Source organism: Crocosphaera sp. UHCC 0190, from assembly GCF_034932065.1.
GTDB lineage: Bacteria > Cyanobacteriota > Cyanobacteriia > Cyanobacteriales > Microcystaceae > UHCC-0190.
This window is the reverse complement of record NZ_JAYGHP010000004.1, coordinates 64,393-83,874: the sequence shown is the minus strand read 5'-3', so window position 1 is coordinate 83,874 and position 19,482 is coordinate 64,393. Positions and strand designations below refer to the sequence as shown.

General features: G+C 36.1%; 15 protein-coding genes. 10 read left to right on the top strand and 5 right to left on the bottom strand.

The window, feature by feature from the left end:
- Positions 1–3 precede the first annotated feature (3 nt).
- From VB715_RS07885 to purF, 5 genes are all read left to right on the top strand, one after another.
- Positions 4–1,653 carry an LA_3751/LA_3752 family putative glycosyltransferase gene (locus tag VB715_RS07885; RefSeq protein WP_323300651.1) on the top strand — a complete coding sequence of 550 codons (1,650 nt, stop codon included), beginning with the start codon at positions 4–6 and terminating at the stop codon, positions 1,651–1,653.
- Positions 1,654–1,723: 70 nt separating this feature from the next.
- A complete protein-coding gene (locus VB715_RS07880) occupies positions 1,724–3,370 on the top strand; it encodes a glycosyltransferase family 39 protein (protein ID WP_323300650.1) in 1,647 nt (548 codons plus the stop codon).
- A 126-nt stretch (positions 3,371–3,496) separates the two neighbouring features.
- Positions 3,497–5,803: a phosphoribosylformylglycinamidine synthase subunit PurL gene (gene purL / locus VB715_RS07875; RefSeq protein ID WP_323300649.1), complete on the top strand. Its 2,307-nt coding sequence runs from the start codon at positions 3,497–3,499 to the stop codon at positions 5,801–5,803.
- A gap of 315 nt (positions 5,804–6,118) precedes the next feature.
- Positions 6,119–6,457, top strand: a complete 339-nt coding sequence (locus VB715_RS07870; protein ID WP_323300648.1) for a hypothetical protein — start codon at positions 6,119–6,121, stop codon at positions 6,455–6,457.
- Between the two features lie 510 nt (positions 6,458–6,967).
- Positions 6,968–8,467 carry an amidophosphoribosyltransferase gene (gene purF / locus VB715_RS07865; RefSeq protein WP_323300647.1) on the top strand — a complete coding sequence of 500 codons (1,500 nt, stop codon included), beginning with the start codon at positions 6,968–6,970 and terminating at the stop codon, positions 8,465–8,467.
- Positions 8,468–8,551: 84 nt separating this feature from the next.
- Here purF and VB715_RS07860 read toward each other — a convergent pair whose 3' ends face one another.
- Positions 8,552–9,031: a universal stress protein gene (locus VB715_RS07860; protein WP_323300646.1), complete on the bottom strand. Its 480-nt coding sequence runs from the start codon at positions 9,029–9,031 to the stop codon at positions 8,552–8,554.
- Positions 9,032–9,092: 61 nt separating this feature from the next.
- Positions 9,093–12,179, bottom strand: a complete 3,087-nt coding sequence (locus tag VB715_RS07855; RefSeq protein ID WP_323300645.1) for an alpha-mannosidase — start codon at positions 12,177–12,179, stop codon at positions 9,093–9,095.
- Positions 12,180–12,292: 113 nt separating this feature from the next.
- On the opposite strand from VB715_RS07855, the gene gloB reads away from it, so the two are divergent.
- The 3 genes from gloB (at position 12,293) to cobW (ending at position 15,001) form a co-directional block, all read left to right on the top strand.
- Complete coding sequence (gloB, locus tag VB715_RS07850; RefSeq protein WP_323300644.1) at positions 12,293–13,066, top strand: hydroxyacylglutathione hydrolase; 774 nt, start codon at positions 12,293–12,295, stop codon at positions 13,064–13,066.
- Between the two features lie 6 nt (positions 13,067–13,072).
- Positions 13,073–13,858 (top strand): ion transporter, encoded by a 786-nt coding sequence (locus tag VB715_RS07845; protein WP_323300643.1) that lies wholly within the window; start codon positions 13,073–13,075, stop codon positions 13,856–13,858.
- A 102-nt stretch (positions 13,859–13,960) separates the two neighbouring features.
- Positions 13,961–15,001: a cobalamin biosynthesis protein CobW gene (gene cobW / locus VB715_RS07840; RefSeq protein ID WP_323300642.1), complete on the top strand. Its 1,041-nt coding sequence runs from the start codon at positions 13,961–13,963 to the stop codon at positions 14,999–15,001.
- On the opposite strand, the gene fghA is transcribed toward cobW, so the two are convergent.
- Positions 14,990–15,841 carry an S-formylglutathione hydrolase gene (fghA, locus tag VB715_RS07835; protein ID WP_323300641.1) on the bottom strand — a complete coding sequence of 284 codons (852 nt, stop codon included), beginning with the start codon at positions 15,839–15,841 and terminating at the stop codon, positions 14,990–14,992. The genes cobW and fghA overlap by 12 nt on opposite strands.
- Positions 15,842–16,029: 188 nt before the next feature.
- Between fghA and VB715_RS07830 the strand changes: the two genes are divergently transcribed.
- Positions 16,030–17,070, top strand: a complete 1,041-nt coding sequence (locus tag VB715_RS07830) for an SGNH/GDSL hydrolase family protein (RefSeq protein ID WP_323300640.1) — start codon at positions 16,030–16,032, stop codon at positions 17,068–17,070.
- 122 nt (positions 17,071–17,192) lie between these two features.
- Positions 17,193–18,053: an Hpt domain-containing protein gene (locus VB715_RS07825; protein ID WP_323300639.1), complete on the top strand. Its 861-nt coding sequence runs from the start codon at positions 17,193–17,195 to the stop codon at positions 18,051–18,053.
- Here the strand turns inward: VB715_RS07825 and VB715_RS07820 are convergent.
- The gene (locus VB715_RS07820; protein ID WP_323300638.1) at positions 18,042–18,752 is read right to left on the bottom strand and encodes a TVP38/TMEM64 family protein; all 711 of its coding nucleotides are present in this window, start codon (positions 18,750–18,752) and stop codon (positions 18,042–18,044) included. The genes VB715_RS07825 and VB715_RS07820 overlap by 12 nt on opposite strands.
- Positions 18,749–19,468, bottom strand: a complete 720-nt coding sequence (locus VB715_RS07815; protein ID WP_323300637.1) for a TVP38/TMEM64 family protein — start codon at positions 19,466–19,468, stop codon at positions 18,749–18,751. Before VB715_RS07815 ends, VB715_RS07820 begins: the two co-directional genes overlap by 4 nt.
- Between the last annotated feature and the right edge of the window lie 14 nt (positions 19,469–19,482).

Below are 19,482 nucleotides of genomic sequence, written 5' to 3'. Positions count from 1 at the left end.
TTTATGAAGATTAAAGGATCATTTCTACCAATATTTACTATTGTAGCGGGAATATTGTTTCTTGTTTATCTTCAGGCACAGATTCCGAAAGGGGTTTATTTTAGTGGGGATGCTGGACTAAAATCATTGTTGGCACAACAGTTAAGTACGGGACAATTTCGCTTTGATTTATTACCTCCTTCTGAGTCTTGGGTACAGCAGCTTTGGAGTCAAGGTTTATATCCTTATGAGAAACCTTTTTTCTATGATATTGATGGTCTTTATTATATCACATTTCCCTTTAGTTTTCCTTTGATTACTGCTCCTTTTTATAATCTTTTTGGATATCGAGGTTTATATATAATTCCTTTGCTGACTACTTTGGGAATTTGGGGACTTTTTTATCGGGTTTGTCTTTGGTTAAAATTTAATTCTTTGATAACTTCTCTGGCTTTAATTTTATTAATTTTTGGTTCTCCTCTAACAGTATATAGTGCAATGTATTGGGAACATACCTTGGCTGTTTTTCTGGTTTTTGCAGGTACTTTTTTGCCTTTGATCATTCAAAATACATCAAGATTTTTTAATTTATTAATTATTATTAGTGGTTTTTTATTGGGATTTTCGGTTTGGTTTAGACCCGAATGTTTATCGGCTGTTTTCCTGGTTTTATTGTTAATTTATTTACCTGAGATAATTAAGTTTATTCCTCCTATGAAATTTATTAATTCACTTGAATTAAACCCATTTAAATTATCGATAACTCAGAAAAATATTTTTTTGATTTCAACGGTATCATCTGTTAGTCTGTTTTTTATTTGTAATCAGTTAATCTATCATCATTATTTGGGAATTCATGGGATTCAAGTCATTGAAAAAGCCTCTTTAATAGATAGATTAAAAGAAGCAACTACTAATTTTAAACAATTAACACAAGCCTTTCTACAATTCTTCCCTATCACTGCTTTTTGTAGCTTAATTATTGTCCAGATTATTTTAAAAAAAGAAAAAGTGTCATCAGACTATTTACAAGTCATAATTGGTTTAGTTTGTTTATTATTTATTGCTGGGGTTTCTTTAATGGTTCCCGGAGGAAGTGCCGGGTTAATTCCTGGTGGAAAACAATGGGGTACTCGCTTTTTATTAAATTTAATTCCCCTTGTTTCTATCTGGGTTATTTATCAGTTTAATTCTAGCCAAACAATTAACAATAAAATTCTCAAAACTATTTATGTTTCATTGTTTACATTTTTACTGGTTATCTGTATTTATACTAATACTTATTCAGCCACACTTTATCTCAAAAAAGCTCATACTGATGTAATACCATCCCTTGAATTTTTAAGTGAAGATGACCGTAAAATAATTATGATATCTAATCAATTTGTTGGTCAAGTATTAGAACCTGCATTAAAAGATAAAAAAATATTTTTGAAAGCTAATACAGAAAAAGATTTAAAGCTTTTGTCAGCTATTTTATTAAATAAGGGATATCAAGAGTTTATTTATATTTGTTATTCTAATCGTTCCTGTGATCTTCCTAATGAATCAACAAAAAACTTAAGCTTCCAAGTTAACAATAAATGGTTTATAATTCAATTCAAGTTTATCAATAAATTTGGTAAGTATCCAATTTATGGGGTTTCATTAGAAAAATTATCTCGGCAAAATTAGTACAATAGCAATGCGCGAAGGTTTATATCTATCAAATTTGCTAACTCAACAGTCTAAGGAAAACTAAGTGATGCAACTCTCAAAAAAAACCATTAATATCATTCTTTTAAGTGCCATTGCTATTGCTGTCATCCTGAGACTTATAAATTTAGAAAGTCGAGAATTTTGGTATGATGAGGTATTATCCTTATTACTTTCTACAGGGCAAAAAATCAATTATCAACCCCCTAAAGATGTCCCAGTATTATTAGCAAATTACAGTGATTTATTAAAAATTCCTCTTGAAAATAATCCTACTGACTCAGTGAAAACTTTGGCAAATTTTCTGAAAGGATTAGTGGCTGAACCCCATCCTTTTCTCTTCTTTCTAGAACAACATTTTTGGTTAAGACTATGGGGTAATTCTGAGGCAGCAATGCGGAGTATTATAGCATTATTTAGTCTGGGTTCTCTCGTTTGTGCTTATGGGTTGGGACGATATTTATTAGGTAATCAAGGAGGGTTATTATTTGCCGCATTATTAGGGTTAAATCCTTATTATCTTTTTCATTCTTTAAACGTAAGAATGTATGGTTCGCTCATATTTTGGGTTTTATTAAGTAGTTGGTCTTTAATGGAATTAATTTCTGTTAATACTTGTCAAGATAACTCTAATCATCCCAAATTATCTAAACTTTTATGGATATTATTATTAATCATTTCAGCAGCAGCAGGATTTATGACTTTTTATTATTTTGCTTGCTGGTTTTTGGTATTAGCTGCACTTGTTTTCTATTTAGATAGACAAAGATGGTGGCAATATGCTCTTTATTTAACTACCAGTATTCTTGTGACAATTCCTTGGTTATTATGGGGAACCAGACAACAATTAAGAAATGCAGATTTAGAAAGATTTGCTAGTCCCAATGGTTTGTTAGCAGCAACCTTGAAACATCTACAGGAATTTATTGATGTATTAGGAATTCATTTATTATTAGGAGACTGGGTGAGTATTTTACCCACTTTTGTGACAACATTCGGGGGGATTTTAGTCCTTATTGTCTTAAGCTGCTGTAGTTGGTTTTTATACAAAAAGCAAGAATATCGTCTTCTAATTATCGGGTTACTGTTAGGAATATTCCCTTTAATCATTATGTTAACTTTGGACGTTATCACAGGCAAATTTACTTTGGGTTTTGGCTGGGGACGTTCCGTTATTTTTGTACTTCCTGGTTGTTTATTGTTATTAGTTATTGCCATCGAAAAGGTGACAGGTAAGTTTAAAAACCCGGCAATTTTAGTCATGCTAATCTTATATTTAACTATTAGCATCGCTGATTTTAGTTTCCGTCCCCGTTGGATGTTTCATCAAGTCGCCGATATCATTAATCAGCAACCGAATACCCCCACATTAATTGTGATCAATTCTCCAGCTTGGGGCCATATTTTACGCTTAGCTTATTATCTTCCTAGCACTTCTCCCATTAGTTTACTCGCGCAAAAATCTGATAAAATTGGGACTGATTTAGAAAAAAGCTTAAGCCAAAAACCCAATCAATACCAAAGAGTTATTTGGTTAGATAGTGCGCGTCCCGTTTGGGGTAAAACGAGTACAGAACAAGAAAAACAGCAAGTAAAAACAGTTTTAGAACCTTACTATCAACTGCAACAAACTCAACCCTTATTAGGAACTTGGGAATTAGATAATTTTACCCTTAATCTTTATCAACATAAGTAACTCAAAAATGTCTAGAATAGAGAATTAGAGACAATAAATTATTAAAAAATAACCCAGTTACCCCCGTAAATTGCCAATTCCCGATACAATAAAACATTGCTGGCACTACAACCCCTATAAAACCCCATGACTGCACCCTTTACCCCCGAAGAAATAGCCGCAGAAGGACTCAAACCCCAGGAATATGAAGAAATCGTCAAACGGTTAGGAAGACACCCCAACAAAGCAGAATTAGGGATGTTTGGGGTGATGTGGTCAGAACACTGTTGTTATAAAAATTCTCGTCCTCTCCTCAAACAGTTTCCCACAGAAGGCGATCGCATTTTAGTGGGGCCGGGAGAAAATGCAGGAGTGGTTGACTTAGGAGACGGGTTAAGATTAGCCTTTAAAATTGAGTCCCATAATCATCCGTCTGCTGTCGAACCTTTTCAGGGGGCAGCAACAGGAGTAGGGGGAATTTTACGGGATATTTTTACTATGGGTGCGCGTCCCATTGCTAGTTTAAATTCTTTGCGGTTTGGGAACTTAGAAAATGCCCGAAACCGACGAATTTTTGCGGGAGTTGTTGAGGGGATATCCCACTATGGTAATTGCGTTGGGGTCGCAACTGTAGGGGGTGAAGTTTACTTTGATCCTGCTTACAATGGCAACCCTTTAGTTAATGCCATGGCCTTGGGTTTGCTGGAGACTGAAGACATCGTTAAATCGGGAGCTTCAGGTATTGGTAATCCTGTATTGTATGTGGGTTCAACTACGGGTAGAGATGGCATGGGTGGGGCCAGTTTTGCCAGTGCAGAATTAACCGATAAATCAATGGATGATCGCCCTGCTGTTCAAGTTGGTGATCCTTTCCTAGAAAAGTCTTTAATTGAAGCTTGTTTAGAAGCCTTTAAAACGGGTGCAGTGGTAGCGGCCCAAGATATGGGAGCGGCAGGAATTACTTGTTCTACCTCTGAAATGGCGGCAAATGGAGGAGTTGGCATTGAATTAGACTTAGATAAGATTCCAGTTCGGGAGACAGGAATGGTTCCTTATGAATACTTATTATCTGAGTCCCAAGAACGAATGTTATTTGTGGCAAAAAAGGGCAGGGAACAGGAATTAATTGATATTTTTCACCGTTGGGGACTGCAAGCAGTAGTAGCAGGAGAAGTGATAAGTGATCCCATTGTGAGAATTTTCTTTAAGGGAGAAATTGCCGCAGAAATTCCCGCCAACGCCTTAGCAGATAATACCCCAATTTATCATCATCAGTTGCTAGAAACGCCCCCAGAATACGCCCAAAAAGCTTGGCAATGGACAGAGGAAAGTTTACCTGACTATACAGCAGAAGGCATTGAGATTAACGGGGAATTTAGAACATGGAATGATGTCCTTTTAACTTTATTGGATGTTCCTTCTATTGCCTCTAAAAAATGGGTTTACCGTCAATACGATCATCAAGTACAAAATAATACGGTAATGTTACCAGGTGGGGCAGATGCCGCAGTCATTCGTATTCGTCCCATTGAGGCTAAACCTGATAGTTGTAAAATAGGGGTTGCTGCTACCACTGACTGTAATTCTCGTTATGTTTATTTAGACCCCTTAGAAGGGGCAAAAGCTGCTGTTGCAGAAGCGGCAAGAAACCTCAGTTGTGTGGGGGCCGAACCCTTAGCTATTACGGATAATTTGAATTTTGGTAGTCCTGAAAATGCGATTGGTTATTGGCAATTAGCCTTAGCTTGTCAAGGTATTTCTGAAGGCTGTCAAGAACTAAATACACCAGTTACAGGGGGTAATGTTTCTCTGTATAATGAGACAGTTGATAGTCAAGGAAAACCTCAACCTATTTATCCCACCCCCGTCATCGGAATGGTAGGTTTAATACCAGATATTACGAAAATTTCTGGGCAAGGCTGGCAAAAAGAAGGAGATATAATTTATTTATTAGGGGTTGACCAAAAGCCCACTTTGGGAGCCTCGGAATATTTAGCGAGTCTTCATAAAATTGTGGCAGGAAAGCCCCCGATTGTTGATTTTTGTACTGAACGTTCGGTACAGAGTGTTTGTCGTGATGGAATTCGTCAAGGTTGGATAAAATCGGCCCATGATTGTGCAGAAGGTGGGTTAACTATTGCCTTAGCTGAATGTTGTATTAGTGGAAATTTAGGGGCAGAAATCAAGCTTAATCATAATAATAAGATGCGTTTAGATACTTTATTATTTGGGGAAGTTTGCGGTCAAATTATTGTCTCTGTTAGTCCTGAATATGAGGAAACCTGGGAAACTTATCTACGTCAGAAATCAGTCAATAATTGGCAAAAGATAGGTCAGGTAACATCTAATAAACTAACTGTTGTTTTGTCTGATAATTCATCAGTTATTAATGTAGAAGTTAAGAATATTATTGATGTTTGGTCAAATGCAATTGAAAGAAGATTAAAAAGTTAATTTGTTTAATAAATTGGGATAAAATGAATGATGTTATCCCTATAAATCCGGCTCTACCGAACCTAGGATGTAAAACGATTAAAAATTATAGGCTTAAACCCGATCGGGTTAAGCTATAGGAACAAAGCCTGGCTACCCAGGCTTAGAATTAGGCTGTGTAGACAGCCTTTGTGCTTATAGAATAAGGCTTTAGCCTGTGTTCATTTATTAATTTTACATGGCAAGTTCGGTAGAACCATAAATCCTTATTGCCAAATAGTGTATAAGTGTACAATAAAGTTAGAAGTAGAATCGATCTAATTGGAAAATCAAACAATGTCAAAAGTAACAGAGAATGATCTCAAACGACTAGAAGACTTGATAAATGATCGTTTTGATCGGTTAGAGGAGGGACAAAAAACTTTAGAGGGGGGACAGAAAACTTTAGAGGAGGGACAGAAAACTTTAGAAAAAGGTCAAACAGAGATCAAAGAAAGATTAGCTGTCATCGAAACTCGTCAAGCAGACTGGAAACCATCAATGGATAAAATCCCAGATTTAGCTGAAAAGGTAGGGGAACTGAAGAACTGGAGACAAATAGTAATTATCACTATAACGTCAACTATCAGTGGTTTAGTTGGTTGGGTGATTCGAGGAGGAACCCTTAAACCTTAAGCGCAACTAATGTTTTTTTCTCTAAATCTAATATCCCATAATTACCCTTTTATTGTGATTTTATCACAGAAAATGGTTGTAAAAAATGCTTGTCAAACTTGACTTGACATGATATTATATGGATAATGGAGAATCTGTACGCTTATAAACCCTTGTTTCGGGCATAAAAAAAGTCTTTGAAAACAGCAATATCTTGTCCTTGAGTTGGCGAAAATAAGGACTAATAAAAGGCGATCGCATTATCTAAAACCCTAGTGCTAGATATATCTGTACTAAATATTGAAACTTAAGATATTTGTTAAGATCAAGGCAGTCTAAACTAGGTCAAGCCGAGAAAAGGCTGAAATGTTGAAGGCGATCGCCCAAATAACTAAATTTTCTTGGAGCCTCTAAACCTGTCAATCCCTGGTAAGATTAAGTTAAATATTTGTTAAGAATTCTTTAATTATCCTCGCGTAACCTTCCCCTACCTATTCTCCCTAATGCTGCTTTCAGGAGTTAACCCCTAGCATGACTGCCAAAAAAAAACCCTCCCTAACTCATCAGTTATTAAACAACCCTGTTGATGTTGATTGTTCTGATTACCCCTTAGATAAACCGGAAGAAGCTTGTGGGGTTTTTGGGGTATATGCCCCCGAAAGACAAGTGGCTAAGCTTACCTATTTTGGATTATATGCCCTACAACATCGCGGCCAAGAATCGGCCGGTATTGCTACCCTAGAAGGGGATGTCATACATTTACACAAAGACATGGGGCTAGTGTCTCAAGTCTTTAAAGAAGAAACCTTAGATCAATTGACAGGCAAATTAGCCGTTGGACACACTCGCTACTCTACCACAGGCTCAAGTCATAGAGCCAATGCTCAACCTGCTGTCCTCAAAACCCGCCTCGGAAATTTAGCCCTAGCACATAATGGCAATCTTGTCAATACCTTAGAATTGCGTCAAATCTTAGAAAAACGGGGCTGTGACTTCAATACTAGCACCGATTCCGAGATGATTGCAGTGGCGATCGCCCAAGAAGTTGATCAAGGGAAGGACTGGTTAGAGGGGGCAATTAGTGCTTTTCAACTCTGTTCTGGGGCTTACAGTTTAGTGATCGGAACCCCCCAAGGGATCATGGGTGTCAGAGATCCCCATGGCATTCGTCCTCTGGTGATTGGTGTTTTAGACGGTGATCCTCTGCGTTATGTGCTGTCCTCGGAAACTTGCGGATTAGACATTATTGGGGCAGAATATTTGCGGGATGTGGAACCAGGGGAACTGGTGTGGATCACAGAGGAGGGGTTAGCCTCTTTCCATTGGGCAGCCGAACCGCAACGAAAATTATGTATCTTTGAGATGATCTATTTTGCCCGTCCTGATAGCTGGATGCACGATGAGACATTGTATAGTTATCGGGTACGTTTAGGACACCAATTAGCCAGAGAATCTTGTGTGAAAGCGGATTTAGTGATGGGGGTTCCCGACTCTGGTATTCCTGCGGCGATCGGGTTTTCTGAGGTATCGGGTATTCCTTATGGAGAAGGGTTGATTAAAAATCGTTATGTGGGACGGACTTTTATTCAACCGACGCAAAAGATGAGGGAATCTGGGATCAAAATGAAGTTAAACCCCCTCAAAGATGTGTTAAATGGTAAACGGGTCATCATGGTGGATGATTCCATTGTACGGGGAACCACTAGCCGTAAAATTGTTAAGGCGTTGCGAGATGCAGGGGCTAAAGAAGTACACATGAGAATTTCCTCTCCTCCTGTTACCCATCCTTGTTTTTATGGTATCGATACGGATAACCAAAGTCAATTAATTGCGGCCACAAAATCCGTTGAAGAAATCTGTCAACAAATTGGGGTTGACTCCTTAGCTTATTTAAGTTGGCAAGGAATGTTAGATGTGACGGGAGAAGATCCCAATAGTTTCTGTTCTGCTTGTTTTACGGGAGATTATCCGATTAGTATTCCTGATACTGTGAAGCGTTCTAAATTGATCTTAGAAGAGGCTAAGATTTAAGGGTTGTGTAGGGGCAATTCATGAATTGCCCCTACAGTTAATTACCTGATTTTTAGAGGATTTCTATGCTGTTAACTTTCCATTTCAATGGGTTGGAATAATCAGAATTGGACATTCAGACTTAGATACCACTCCTTTGCTAACACTACCCCAAAATATTTCAGATATGGGGTTTCGTCCATGAGAACCGATAATAATCATATCTACATCAAGCTTAGCTGCTTCTTTAAGAATGGTTTCTACTGTTGAACCTTGTATCAGAAGGGCCGTCGTATCTATCCCTGTGTTTCGTAATTTTTCTGCGATCGCTTGAATCTGAGAATGTTCAGCCTGAAATCTTTTGGCCACATGATCTCGGACTGATTGTGGCCCGGTGTCAAATCCCAAAAAATCTGGTTCGGGTTCTGCAATATGTAAAAGCCATAGTTTAGCTGAAAATGCTTGGGCCATTTCTTCAGCCTTTTTGACAACTTTTTCCGTGGACTCGGAACAATCAACTGCGACTAGAAACTTCATGGTGTCTTTCCCTAGAAACTGGGGAATACTGAATTTACGAGTTTTCACTAATCTCTTAGGATATCAACGAAATGCTGGAAAAAGTTGAGGAATAAATCTATGGTAGGGGTCAACGGCCGTTGACCCCTACACGAAAACTAACAATTTTCCAAGGTTTGATATTATCTTCTTGATTAACAGCTTCTTCTAATAAGTTTAGTTGTTCACCTAAACTTAATCCTAAATCACTATTAATCTGAATATTAGCTAATTCTCCTTCAGATTCATAACACCGCAAAACCCAACTATTTGAGCCATCTTCTGCTGGTTTAAAGGCAGCTAAAATTAGGTTATTCGGTTCTATTTCTAATCCCTGAAAAATAGGCAGCAATATCCCCATATTATCAGATTTATTATTAGGAATTACAACCTGTAAAGGAATATTAAATTCATAACCTTTGTGGACTGTTTTTGCATCTTTCCATGTTGCTTTATGGGGATAAATACCATAGGTAAATTGATGGTTCCCTTTGTCACAATTTGGATCAGGCCAACGGGGACTTTTTAATAAAGTCAGTCGTAAGCGATCGCCTTGACTATCATAACCATATTTACAGTCATTTAATAAGCTGACCCCATAGTTATTGCTATTATCTGTTAAATCAGCCCATCTCAAGGCTGGAACTTCCCATTTTGCTTTTTGTTGAGGAGTTTTAGGAAAATTCGTGCGTTGAATAGTTCCAAAAGGAATTTCATAACTGGTATAATCACCTGTTAAGTTTAGGGGAAAAGATGCCTTGACTAAAACATAAGTTTCTTGCCAATTTACTTGAGTTTTTATCGTTAAAATAGGTGAATTTATTTGTAAGATATAGTCTTGAGAAAATTCTGAATTACCTAATTGTCTAATTACTCTAATTCGCCATTTAATAGGGCCAGTTTCTAGGGTTTCAATAGATTTTAATTCTGTGTCAGGTAGAGGATAATTGTGATATTCAGGGTCAATATTCCAAGCATCCCAATATTGTCCTTTATCTTGAAAACTTTGTAACTGGTTTCCTTGTCCTTTTAAAACTTCTATATCATTAATTTTGTCATAAATACTATCAAGGTTTCCTGTATCTGAATTAATCTTAACTCTTAAATATTTGTTCTCTAAAATAGTTACATTTTGCTGCAATATTTTCTGAACTTCTACATAACTTTTACCAGGGACTAACCAAAAAACCCGATAACCAACAGAGGGGATATTTTCAGCTAAAAATAATAGTTTATTCTCACTGGATATTTGGGATAGTAATTTTTCCCCTTCGAGATCATAAACATTCCAGTTGTTATCAATAACATCAATTTCTACAACTTCAGATCTTTGCCAGTTTAGGTGATTAAAAATAACAATAGGTTGAGCATTTATCTGAGGAGGAGAGGGGTATTTAATAGAATTAATGATACACTGTAAAGCATCTTCTAAAATATCATTGCCAATGTTTTGTACTATTTGCCAATCTTCATTTGCTTGTACAAAAACATCAGCAATAGAGGTTCCTGGTAAGATATCGTGAAACTGATTAAATAAGACTTTTTTCCAAGCAAATTCTAGCTTATTCTTGATTTCATTATCAACTGATTTTTTCTCAATTATTGCGACTAAAGATGACCATAATTCTGCTTTATATAATAATTCTTCACTGCGACGGTTAAAATATTTTTGATCTGCATGAGTCGTATAACAACCGCGATGTAAATCTAAATATAATTCGTCATCCCAAACCGGAATATCTGATCTGCTATCAATGCTATTATTAACTTTATCAAGGTAATTTTTAGCGGTGATAAAATCAATTTTAGGAAAGAAAGGAGACTGTTGCCAACGTTTACTAACTTCTAACATATCACGGGTTGGCCCACCGCCATGATCGCCAACTCCTGGAATCCAAAATATTTCTTTTAACCCCGTTTGTTGCTCCCATTTAATACTATAATTAGTCATCGTAATCGGATGAGTATTCATCACTCCTTCCACATTAGGAGGAGACATAAGTGTTAATAATTTTGTGCCATCAAGAGACTTCCACCAAAAGACACCATGAGGGAATTTAAAACTATTATTCCAGTGAAGTTTTCCTGTTACAAAATAATCAATCCCACTCTGTTTTAAAATTTGGGGTAACTGTAAACAAAAGCCAAAACTATCAATTAACCAAGCGACTTGAGTAATATTACCAAACTTTTCTTTAATATATCTTTGTCCGTACAAAAGTTGTCTAACAATGGATTCCCCTGACACTAAATTAACATCTGGTTCGACCCACATTCCCCCTAAAATTTCCCATCTACCTGCTTTATATGAGGCTTGAATCTGCTTAAATAATTCGGGACGATGTTTTTCTATCCATTCATAAAGAACAGGGGTTGTATGGCCAAATGTGAGGTAAGGAAAATCTTTTTGTAAATTTATTACGGAACGAAATGTCCGTTCTGCAACCTCCCAAGTTTCGTCAACTGTCCATAACCAAGCCATGTCTAAATGAGCATGACCTACTATGTTAAAATTACGCTGTTGAATCCTATCACTTAAGGGTTGTAAACTTTGACGTAACTTAATTAATTCACCATTAAACTTATTAGTATTATTGACATTACTCCAGTTTATTTTATTAACTTCCTGTTCCAATAATTCTAATTGTTCTGATTTAAACTTAGATAAATAATTGTATAATATAGTTATTTCATCGGCAACAAATCCAGGATCAATGGAATTATAATCACTTTCATAAAGCAATAAAGAATTCATTAATGCCCCAAGATCATGACCTGGACTCACTAAGCGTAAAGCGACAATAATTTCCTGTCCTGGTTGAACTGATGTACTTAATAAAATTCTCGCTGAAGAATCAAATAAATCCCCTTCTTGAACTAGATTTCCATTGACAAAAATTTGAGCAATTTCTGCCCACCAAGCTAAGGATAATCTTAAGCTTAGTCCCTGTAAAAGATAACCTTTCATCTGTTCAGGAATCAGGATTTTTTGTATTAACCATTTAACTTTATGTCCTGCTTCCCACGTTAAATATCCTTGATCATTAGCTTCAATTACTTGTAACTTATTAAAATTAATTGAATTGGGAGAGATCTGTTCTGAAGTTGCCAACCAATTATTTTGGACATTAACTTGGGTTAGTTCCCGTAACCGATCAACAATTTGCGTTATTTTCATTATTTTCTACTTTTGGCATAACTATCCTATGAAAGTTAAAGTAACTGGAGTAAATATCTCAAGCTACTCAATTTATATTACACTAAATATAGACAAGTTTTACCAGAAACACAATGGAAATTAAAAGACTTCCTGCCTTCTCCACTAATTATATATTTTTACTGCATGATCCCCAAACTAATCAGGCTGCTGTTGTCGATCCAGGGGAATCTCAATCTGTTATAGAATGTTTAGATAAATTAGAGGCAAAATTAGTCGCTATTTTCAATACTCATCATCATTCCGATCATATTGGAGGCAATAAAGCGTTAATACAAAAGTTTCCTAATCTTATTGTTTATGGAGGTAGTAAGGACAAAGGCAGAATTCCCGGACAACAAGTATATTTAAAGGAAGGTGATCAAGTAGAATTTGCTGGTAATATAGCAGAAATTTATTTTCTTCCTGGTCATACTTTTGCTCATATTGCTTACTATTTTTCGCCTAATTCATCAGAAGAAATAGGAGACTTATTTTGTGGTGATACTCTATTTGCAGGAGGGTGTGGACGGTTATTTGAAGGAACCCCAAGTCAAATGGTTCAATCATTAACAAAACTGCGAAACTTACCTGATAATACTCGTGTTTGGTGCGCTCATGAATATACCTTAAATAATCTTCAATTTGCTTTAACTGTTGATCCCAATAATCTTGATTTACAAACCCGTTATCATCAAGTAGAGAAAAACCGTTATCTAGGAAAAGCAACCGTTCCTTCTTTATTAGGAGAAGAAAAGAAAACGAATCCTTTTTTACGATGGGATCAACCTATTTTACAAGCTGTATTAGGTATTAATAATCCGGTTAGATTGTTTGGTAAACTTAGGAAAATGAAAGATGATTTTTAAATAAATATGGAAAATAAAATAGGTGTAATTAAGGAAAAAATTACTTATTATATTGATGATTTTGATAGTGCAATTGGTATTACTATCAATTTTATTATTCTTGGACTAATTTTGCTTTCTTCATCTATTTTTGTGATTGAAACTTATTCAATACCTCCATCAATATTTGTTTTTTTAAAACAATTAGATACTGTTATTTTAGGAATATTTACTGTTGAATATATTCTACGGTTTTGGTGTGCAGATTCAAAAAAAAGCTTTTTATTCAGCTTTTTCTCTTTTGTAGATTTACTTTCTATATTACCTTTATTTGTCGGGTTTCTTGATATTCGTTATATTCGTATTCTGCGCTGGTTTAGAGTTTTAAGATTATTTCGTTTGATTGATTTTGAAACATCTATTTTTCGGATAAAATCTGACGACGGAATGATTTTAGTGAGAATATTTTTGATTTTATTTTCTCTAATTTTTATTTATTCAGGGGCAATTTATCAAGTCGAACATTATAGTAATCCTGGGGTTTTTAAGAACTTTTTTGATGCCTTATATTTTTCTATTGTCACCATGACAACTGTCGGTTTTGGTGATGTTATTCCCTTGTCTGAAGCTGGCAGAATTGTCACAGTTATTATGATTTTTTCTGGTGTTATTTTAATTCCTTGGCAAATTAGCATCTTAACTCAAAAATTTTTACAACAGACTCAACAAAGCAATCATATTTGTTCCCATTGTGGTTTAAGATTTCATGATCGAGATGCCAATTTTTGTAAGATTTGTGGAACTAAGTTATAATCATAATAAGATGCCCTAAGTTAAAGAATTATTGATTTCATTTTCAAGATCAACCAACTATGATACGCTTTAAAAAGAATGTTTATCTGATGGAATTACTCGATGCACAAAATACCCGTTACTGTCATTACAGGCTTTCTTGGCGCAGGTAAAACCACTCTGCTTCGTCACCTTTTACAAAATAATCAAAACCGACGTATTGCCGTTTTAGTCAATGAATTTGGAGAGGTAGGAATTGATGGAGAATTACTTAGAGATTGCCAAATTTGTGAGGAAGGGGATAACCCCAATGATAATATTATAGAACTGACAAATGGTTGCTTATGTTGCACTGTTCAAGAAGAATTTTATCCCACGATGCAACAGCTTTTAGAACGGCGAGAGTCCCTTGATTGTATGTTAATTGAAACCTCTGGTTTGGCCTTACCAAAACCCTTAGTTCAAGCCTTCCGTTGGCCCGAAATTCGTAACAGTGCAACGGTAGATGGTGTGATCACAGTAGTGGACTGTCAAGCCTTAGCATCAGGAACATTAGTCGGAGATTTAGAAGCATTAGAAGCGCAAAGAAAAGCCGATCCTAACCTGGAACATGAAACTCCAATTGAAGAATTATTTGAGGATCAATTAGCTTGTGCTGATTTGGTTTTATTAACAAAAACCGATTTGGTTGACAACACCCAACTAACTCAAATTAAAGCCTGGTTATCTCAAGAATTACGTCCTGGAGTTAAGGTTATTTCCTGTCATCAAGGAGAAATTAATCCTGATATTTTATTAGGTTTTAATGCTGCTGTAGAGGATAATTTAGACAGTCGTCCCAGTCATCATGACGAAGAAGAAGAACACGATCATGATGATGAAATTAACTCAATTCAGATTATTGTTAATCAAGCTTTTGATCCTAAAACTTTAGTTGAAACCCTCAAAGAAATTGTTAAAAAAACCGAAATTTATCGCATTAAAGGCTTTGTCAATGTTCCTAATAAACCGATGCGCTTAGTATTACAAGGAGTTGGCGATCGCTTTGACACTTTTTATGATCGATTTTGGAAACCTGATGAACAAAAAACAACTCGTTTAGTCTTTATTGGTAGAGACTTAAACCAGCAAAAAATCGCAGATGAATTAGCTTCAATCACCTAAAACTTGAGCATGAAATCGGATATGATCTGCCATAAAACTGGCGATCATAAAGTAACTATGATCATAGCCTTCCTGAAATCTTAAGATAAGTTCTTGTCCTGATTGTTGACAAGCTTGTTGAAAAATTTCTGGTAATAATTGCTGCTGCTCATAAAATTGATCAGCCGTCCCTTGATCAATTAAAATTGGATATTTTAAAGGGTGTTTCCTCACCAATTCACTCGCATCATAATGGGAATAAATAGATGAATCATCCCCTAAATAAGTTTTGAATGCTTTCTGTCCCCAAGGACATTTCATCGGTGCTGTAATAGGAGCAAATGCGGAGACAGAACAATATTTATCAGGGTTTTTCAAGGCACAAATTAACGCCCCATGTCCTCCCATTGAATGACCAAAAATGCTTTGCTTTTCTGCTTTTACAGGAAAAACTTTGGTTATTAATTCGGGCAACTCATGCACGACATAATCATACATATGATAGTGTTTTTTCCAAGGATTTACGGTTGCATTAACATAAAATCCTGCTCCACTACCGATGTCCCAAGTGTCATCTTCTTCTGGAATTCCTGTCTGTCGGGGACTGGTATCTGGGGCAACTAAAATGATTCCATATTCAGCCGCATAACGTTGTGCGCCAGCTTTTACAGTAAAATTTTCTTCCGTACAAGTTAATCCTGATAAATAATATAAAACAGGCACTTTTTGTGTCGCTGTTTGAGGTGGCAAATAAACCGCAAAATTCATCGGACTGTTACAGCATTGAGACTGATGGGTATAATAAGCTACTGTGCCGCCAAAACACCGATATTCTGATTTTAATGTTACTAGATTAGACATTTTTACCTTAATTATTCTGATTACAATTATACTCATCTCATCAAGAGTTGAGGAGACTTAAAAGCATTGAATATCTTGAAAAATACTCCTTAAGATGTAAACTTTTGTATCAATATTCCAGATAGTGACAATCAATAGTTAACGTTTAAAAAAACAGATAAGAATGAATTGTTACACCCCAAATTAAAATGTTGAAATTCTATTCCAGTATATGCTTAACTAGCTCCCTAAGCTTAGCAATCGCGTCTCTTTTTCCTAATCCTGCCTTAGCCTCTGCTTTTTCCCGAATTTATGGTTTTGGTGACTCCCTTTCAGACACGGGAAACACGCTGTTAATTACCACAGCAGCGAATGAAAGCAACCCCTTAATTCCCATTGTGCCACCTGAGAGTTTAGGCTATGTTAATGGACGATTTGCTAACGGCGACATTTGGCTTGATCGCTTAACAAACCGTCTAGGAATTCCCCTCCCACCTGTCTCCATTTTAGCGGGGGGTACTAATGAAAACGGCGTTAATTTTTCTACTAATAGCGCGACAACAGGTGAGGAAAATACTTTTCCCATCACCTTACCTGGTTTAGTTGGATTAGAGCAACAAATTACTCAATTTCAAACAGCAAATAGCACCGCAGATCCTAACGCATTATATATTCTTTGGGCTGGAGCCAATGATTATTTAGGGGGTGGAATTACTGATCCCAGTGAGCCAGTAGCGAATCTTTCGGCAGCCGTAGAAACCTTGTACAACCTGGGTTCTCGCCATTTTTTGGTCGGGAATTTACCAGCCCTTGGTCAAACCCCTTTAGCCCTTAGCCGAGGGACAGAAGTGGTTAATAGCTTAAATCAAGTTACAGCAGGTCATAATTTTCTCCTATCCCAATCTATTGATAATTTGCGCCTACTTCCTGGCATTGATCTAAAATTGCTCGATATTGCCTCTTTATTTGAGAATGCCATTACCCGTCCCACTGATTTTGGCTTTAACGTTGTTGATGCCCCTTGCTTGGTCAATTCTCCCTTATTTACTCCCCCACCAGCAGTGCCTTCTCAATGCGACAATCCCGATCAATATCTGTTTTGGGATGATTTGCACCCCTCGACTGCTACCCATCAATTTATTGGCGATCTCGCCTTCCAAAGCCTTGCTATCCCTGAAAGTTCGCCCGTGGTGGGTATTTTAGCCTTTGGTAGCTTGATCGGAGCGTTAAGCCTGATCAAGAAACCATAAGATAATATAATTTTCTCCCTGTTATTTTTTGTCCATTTTAGGGAATGCTAAAACTGTAGGCTTTAGTATGGGTTGCCTTCATCAAATCAGGACAACTTTATTGGTAATAGGGGGAAACAATTTTGGATCAGCAAAAAATACTCGGTTATTTCATTGAAGAAGCCAAAGAACATTTAGAAACCCTTGAAACTGGGCTTTTAGAATTATCTGCTGTCGTCAAAGATCAAGAAAGACTCAATGAAATGTTTCGGGCAGCCCATTCTATTAAAGGGGGAGCGGCCATGTTAGGCTATGGCAGTATTCAAAAGATTGCTCATCGTTTAGAAGATGCTTTTAAAATTCTGAAAGAAAATACAGTTCCCACGGATCAAAAGTTAGAATCCTTGTTCTTAAAAGCCTATGATGTTTTACAAAATTTAGTTGACAAACTCCAGGGGACTTTTGGTCTAAAACCCGAAGAAGCTGATGTTATTGTTCAACAGTCAGAACCATTTTTTGTGGAACTTCAAACTTATCTCAATCAAATTCTAGATGGAGGAACATCCGCAATAAGTTCTGAAAGTGATGAAGATAGTTTTGAGCAAGTTAAAGACTTACTCAAGCAAATGTTGTCTCTATTTAAAGAGAAAACAAACTCCGAAAATCGTCAAATGCTTCAGAAATTATGTACTCAATTAGGTCAAGTTTTTCCCCAGGAGAAAAGCTGGAAAATTTTAACAGAAATTGCTGCTGATGCCATTGCAAATCCTCAACATTCCTATCGTACTTTAGCCCCTGTTGTCATTAAAGAATTGAAGCAGGGAAGCGATTATATTGAATTAGGAAAAAGTGAAAAAATTCAACCAAGTGAAGCATTACAGCAACTAGCAGCCGCCAAACTGCCTTATATTTTAGTCAGTTTAGATCCTCAAAATATTGCTAGCAGTTTGCGCCAAGCATTTAATCAACAACAATTATCTCAATTAGTACAATTATTGACTTGATTTGATGGATGAGAAACCACGGAAAACAAAAGGAATAATCGATAGTAGTGATAAAAAACCTAATGCCAGGAAAAAAGAAAAGCGATCACTGCCTTGTAATGCTTTATTTCCACTGACTCCTAACCAATTATAAGCGAAAGTTCCTGGGATAATTCCGATCAAGGTTGCCCCGGTATAAGATAACCAATTAATGGGAGTTAAACCAAACAGAAAGTTAACCACATTAAACGGTGAAATTGGGGCTAGTCTAATGCTTAAAACAAATTGAATTGGTTGCTTTAATATGGCTTGTTGAAATTGAGCTAATATGCCTGTCTTATTGAATTTTTTAGTTACATAATCTCGTAACAAATAACGAGCCATCAAAAATGCCCCTAAGGCCCCTAATGTAGCTCCAATAACTGACCAAATGGTTCCCCAAATAATGCCAAAAAGAATGCCGCCAACGATGGTCAAAACTGTTCCAGGAATTCCTAAAACTGTGAGAATAATGTAGGCATTAATAAATAAGGGAACGGTACAACAATCATAAGTTTGTAAAGATTTAACCCAAAAGTGATGATTAAAAACGATGTTTAATGGGCCAAAAAAACATAAATATAATAAAAAAGTGATAGAAAGAATGATAAACAAATTAGCATATTTTAAGAGTTTTTTTGACTTTTTATTTGTTGATAATTTCAATAATTGTCTATTCATAATTCTCTTTTTACGGATACTTCTTCAATCTGATTATTTAAGGCTTTCTGGGCAATTTTAGTTACATAAACTGTCACTAAAACTGTGGCAATTAATCCGACAATATATAAGCCCCATTCTAAGGGTGTTTTTGCTCTTTCTCCTGCCCCTAGAGTGGCAATATTACCAATTAAAGAACCAAGATAAACGTACATAATAGTACCAGGCATCATTCCTATCCAGGAAGCTAAAATATAGTCTTTTAAAGAAACTTTTGTAATACCAAACGCATAATTTAAAATAACAAAAGGAAACAGAGGAGAAAGACGAGTTAACCCCACAATTTTCCAACCTTCTTGAGCGACGGCATTATCAATTGCTTGAAATTTAGGGTATTTTTCAAGCTGTTTTATTACCCATCCTCTAGCTAAATATCTTCCAATTAAAAAGGCAACTGTTGCGCCTAAAGTTGAGGCAATAGAGACTAGAATTGAGCCTTTTACTACATTAAAAATAATACCAGCACCAAGGGTTAAAATCGCCCCGGAAATCAAGAAAACTGCTGCTAACACATAAACAAGAATAAAGACAAGATAACCAATATTTCCTAGGCTATCTATCCATTGTAAAGTGTTTTGTAAGATTTCATTGATATTGAGCAAACTAGATATTTCTAATTGTTTATTAGCGATTATCAAAGCAGCAGTTAACACAGCTATTCCTCCCAGTTTAAACATTATTTTTTCATTAT

Bases quoted from the DNA above. Each gene is read 5' to 3' on its own strand.
- VB715_RS07885 (WP_323300651.1), top strand. From the start codon at position 4: ATGAAGATTAAAGGATCATTTCTACCAATATTTACTATTGTAGCGGGA.
- VB715_RS07880 (WP_323300650.1), top strand. From the start codon at position 1,724: ATGCAACTCTCAAAAAAAACCATTAATATCATTCTTTTAAGTGCCATT.
- purL (WP_323300649.1), top strand. From the start codon at position 3,497: ATGACTGCACCCTTTACCCCCGAAGAAATAGCCGCAGAAGGACTCAAA.
- VB715_RS07870 (WP_323300648.1), top strand. From the start codon at position 6,119: ATGTCAAAAGTAACAGAGAATGATCTCAAACGACTAGAAGACTTGATA.
- purF (WP_323300647.1), top strand. From the start codon at position 6,968: ATGACTGCCAAAAAAAAACCCTCCCTAACTCATCAGTTATTAAACAAC.
- VB715_RS07855 (WP_323300645.1), bottom strand. From the start codon at position 12,179: ATGAAAATAACGCAAATTGTTGATCGGTTACGGGAACTAACCCAAGTT.
- gloB (WP_323300644.1), top strand. From the start codon at position 12,293: ATGGAAATTAAAAGACTTCCTGCCTTCTCCACTAATTATATATTTTTA.
- VB715_RS07845 (WP_323300643.1), top strand. From the start codon at position 13,073: ATGGAAAATAAAATAGGTGTAATTAAGGAAAAAATTACTTATTATATT.
- cobW (WP_323300642.1), top strand. From the start codon at position 13,961: ATGCACAAAATACCCGTTACTGTCATTACAGGCTTTCTTGGCGCAGGT.
- fghA (WP_323300641.1), bottom strand. From the start codon at position 15,841: ATGTCTAATCTAGTAACATTAAAATCAGAATATCGGTGTTTTGGCGGC.
- VB715_RS07830 (WP_323300640.1), top strand. From the start codon at position 16,030: ATGTTGAAATTCTATTCCAGTATATGCTTAACTAGCTCCCTAAGCTTA.
- VB715_RS07820 (WP_323300638.1), bottom strand. From the start codon at position 18,752: ATGAATAGACAATTATTGAAATTATCAACAAATAAAAAGTCAAAAAAA.
- VB715_RS07815 (WP_323300637.1), bottom strand. From the start codon at position 19,468: ATGTTTAAACTGGGAGGAATAGCTGTGTTAACTGCTGCTTTGATAATC.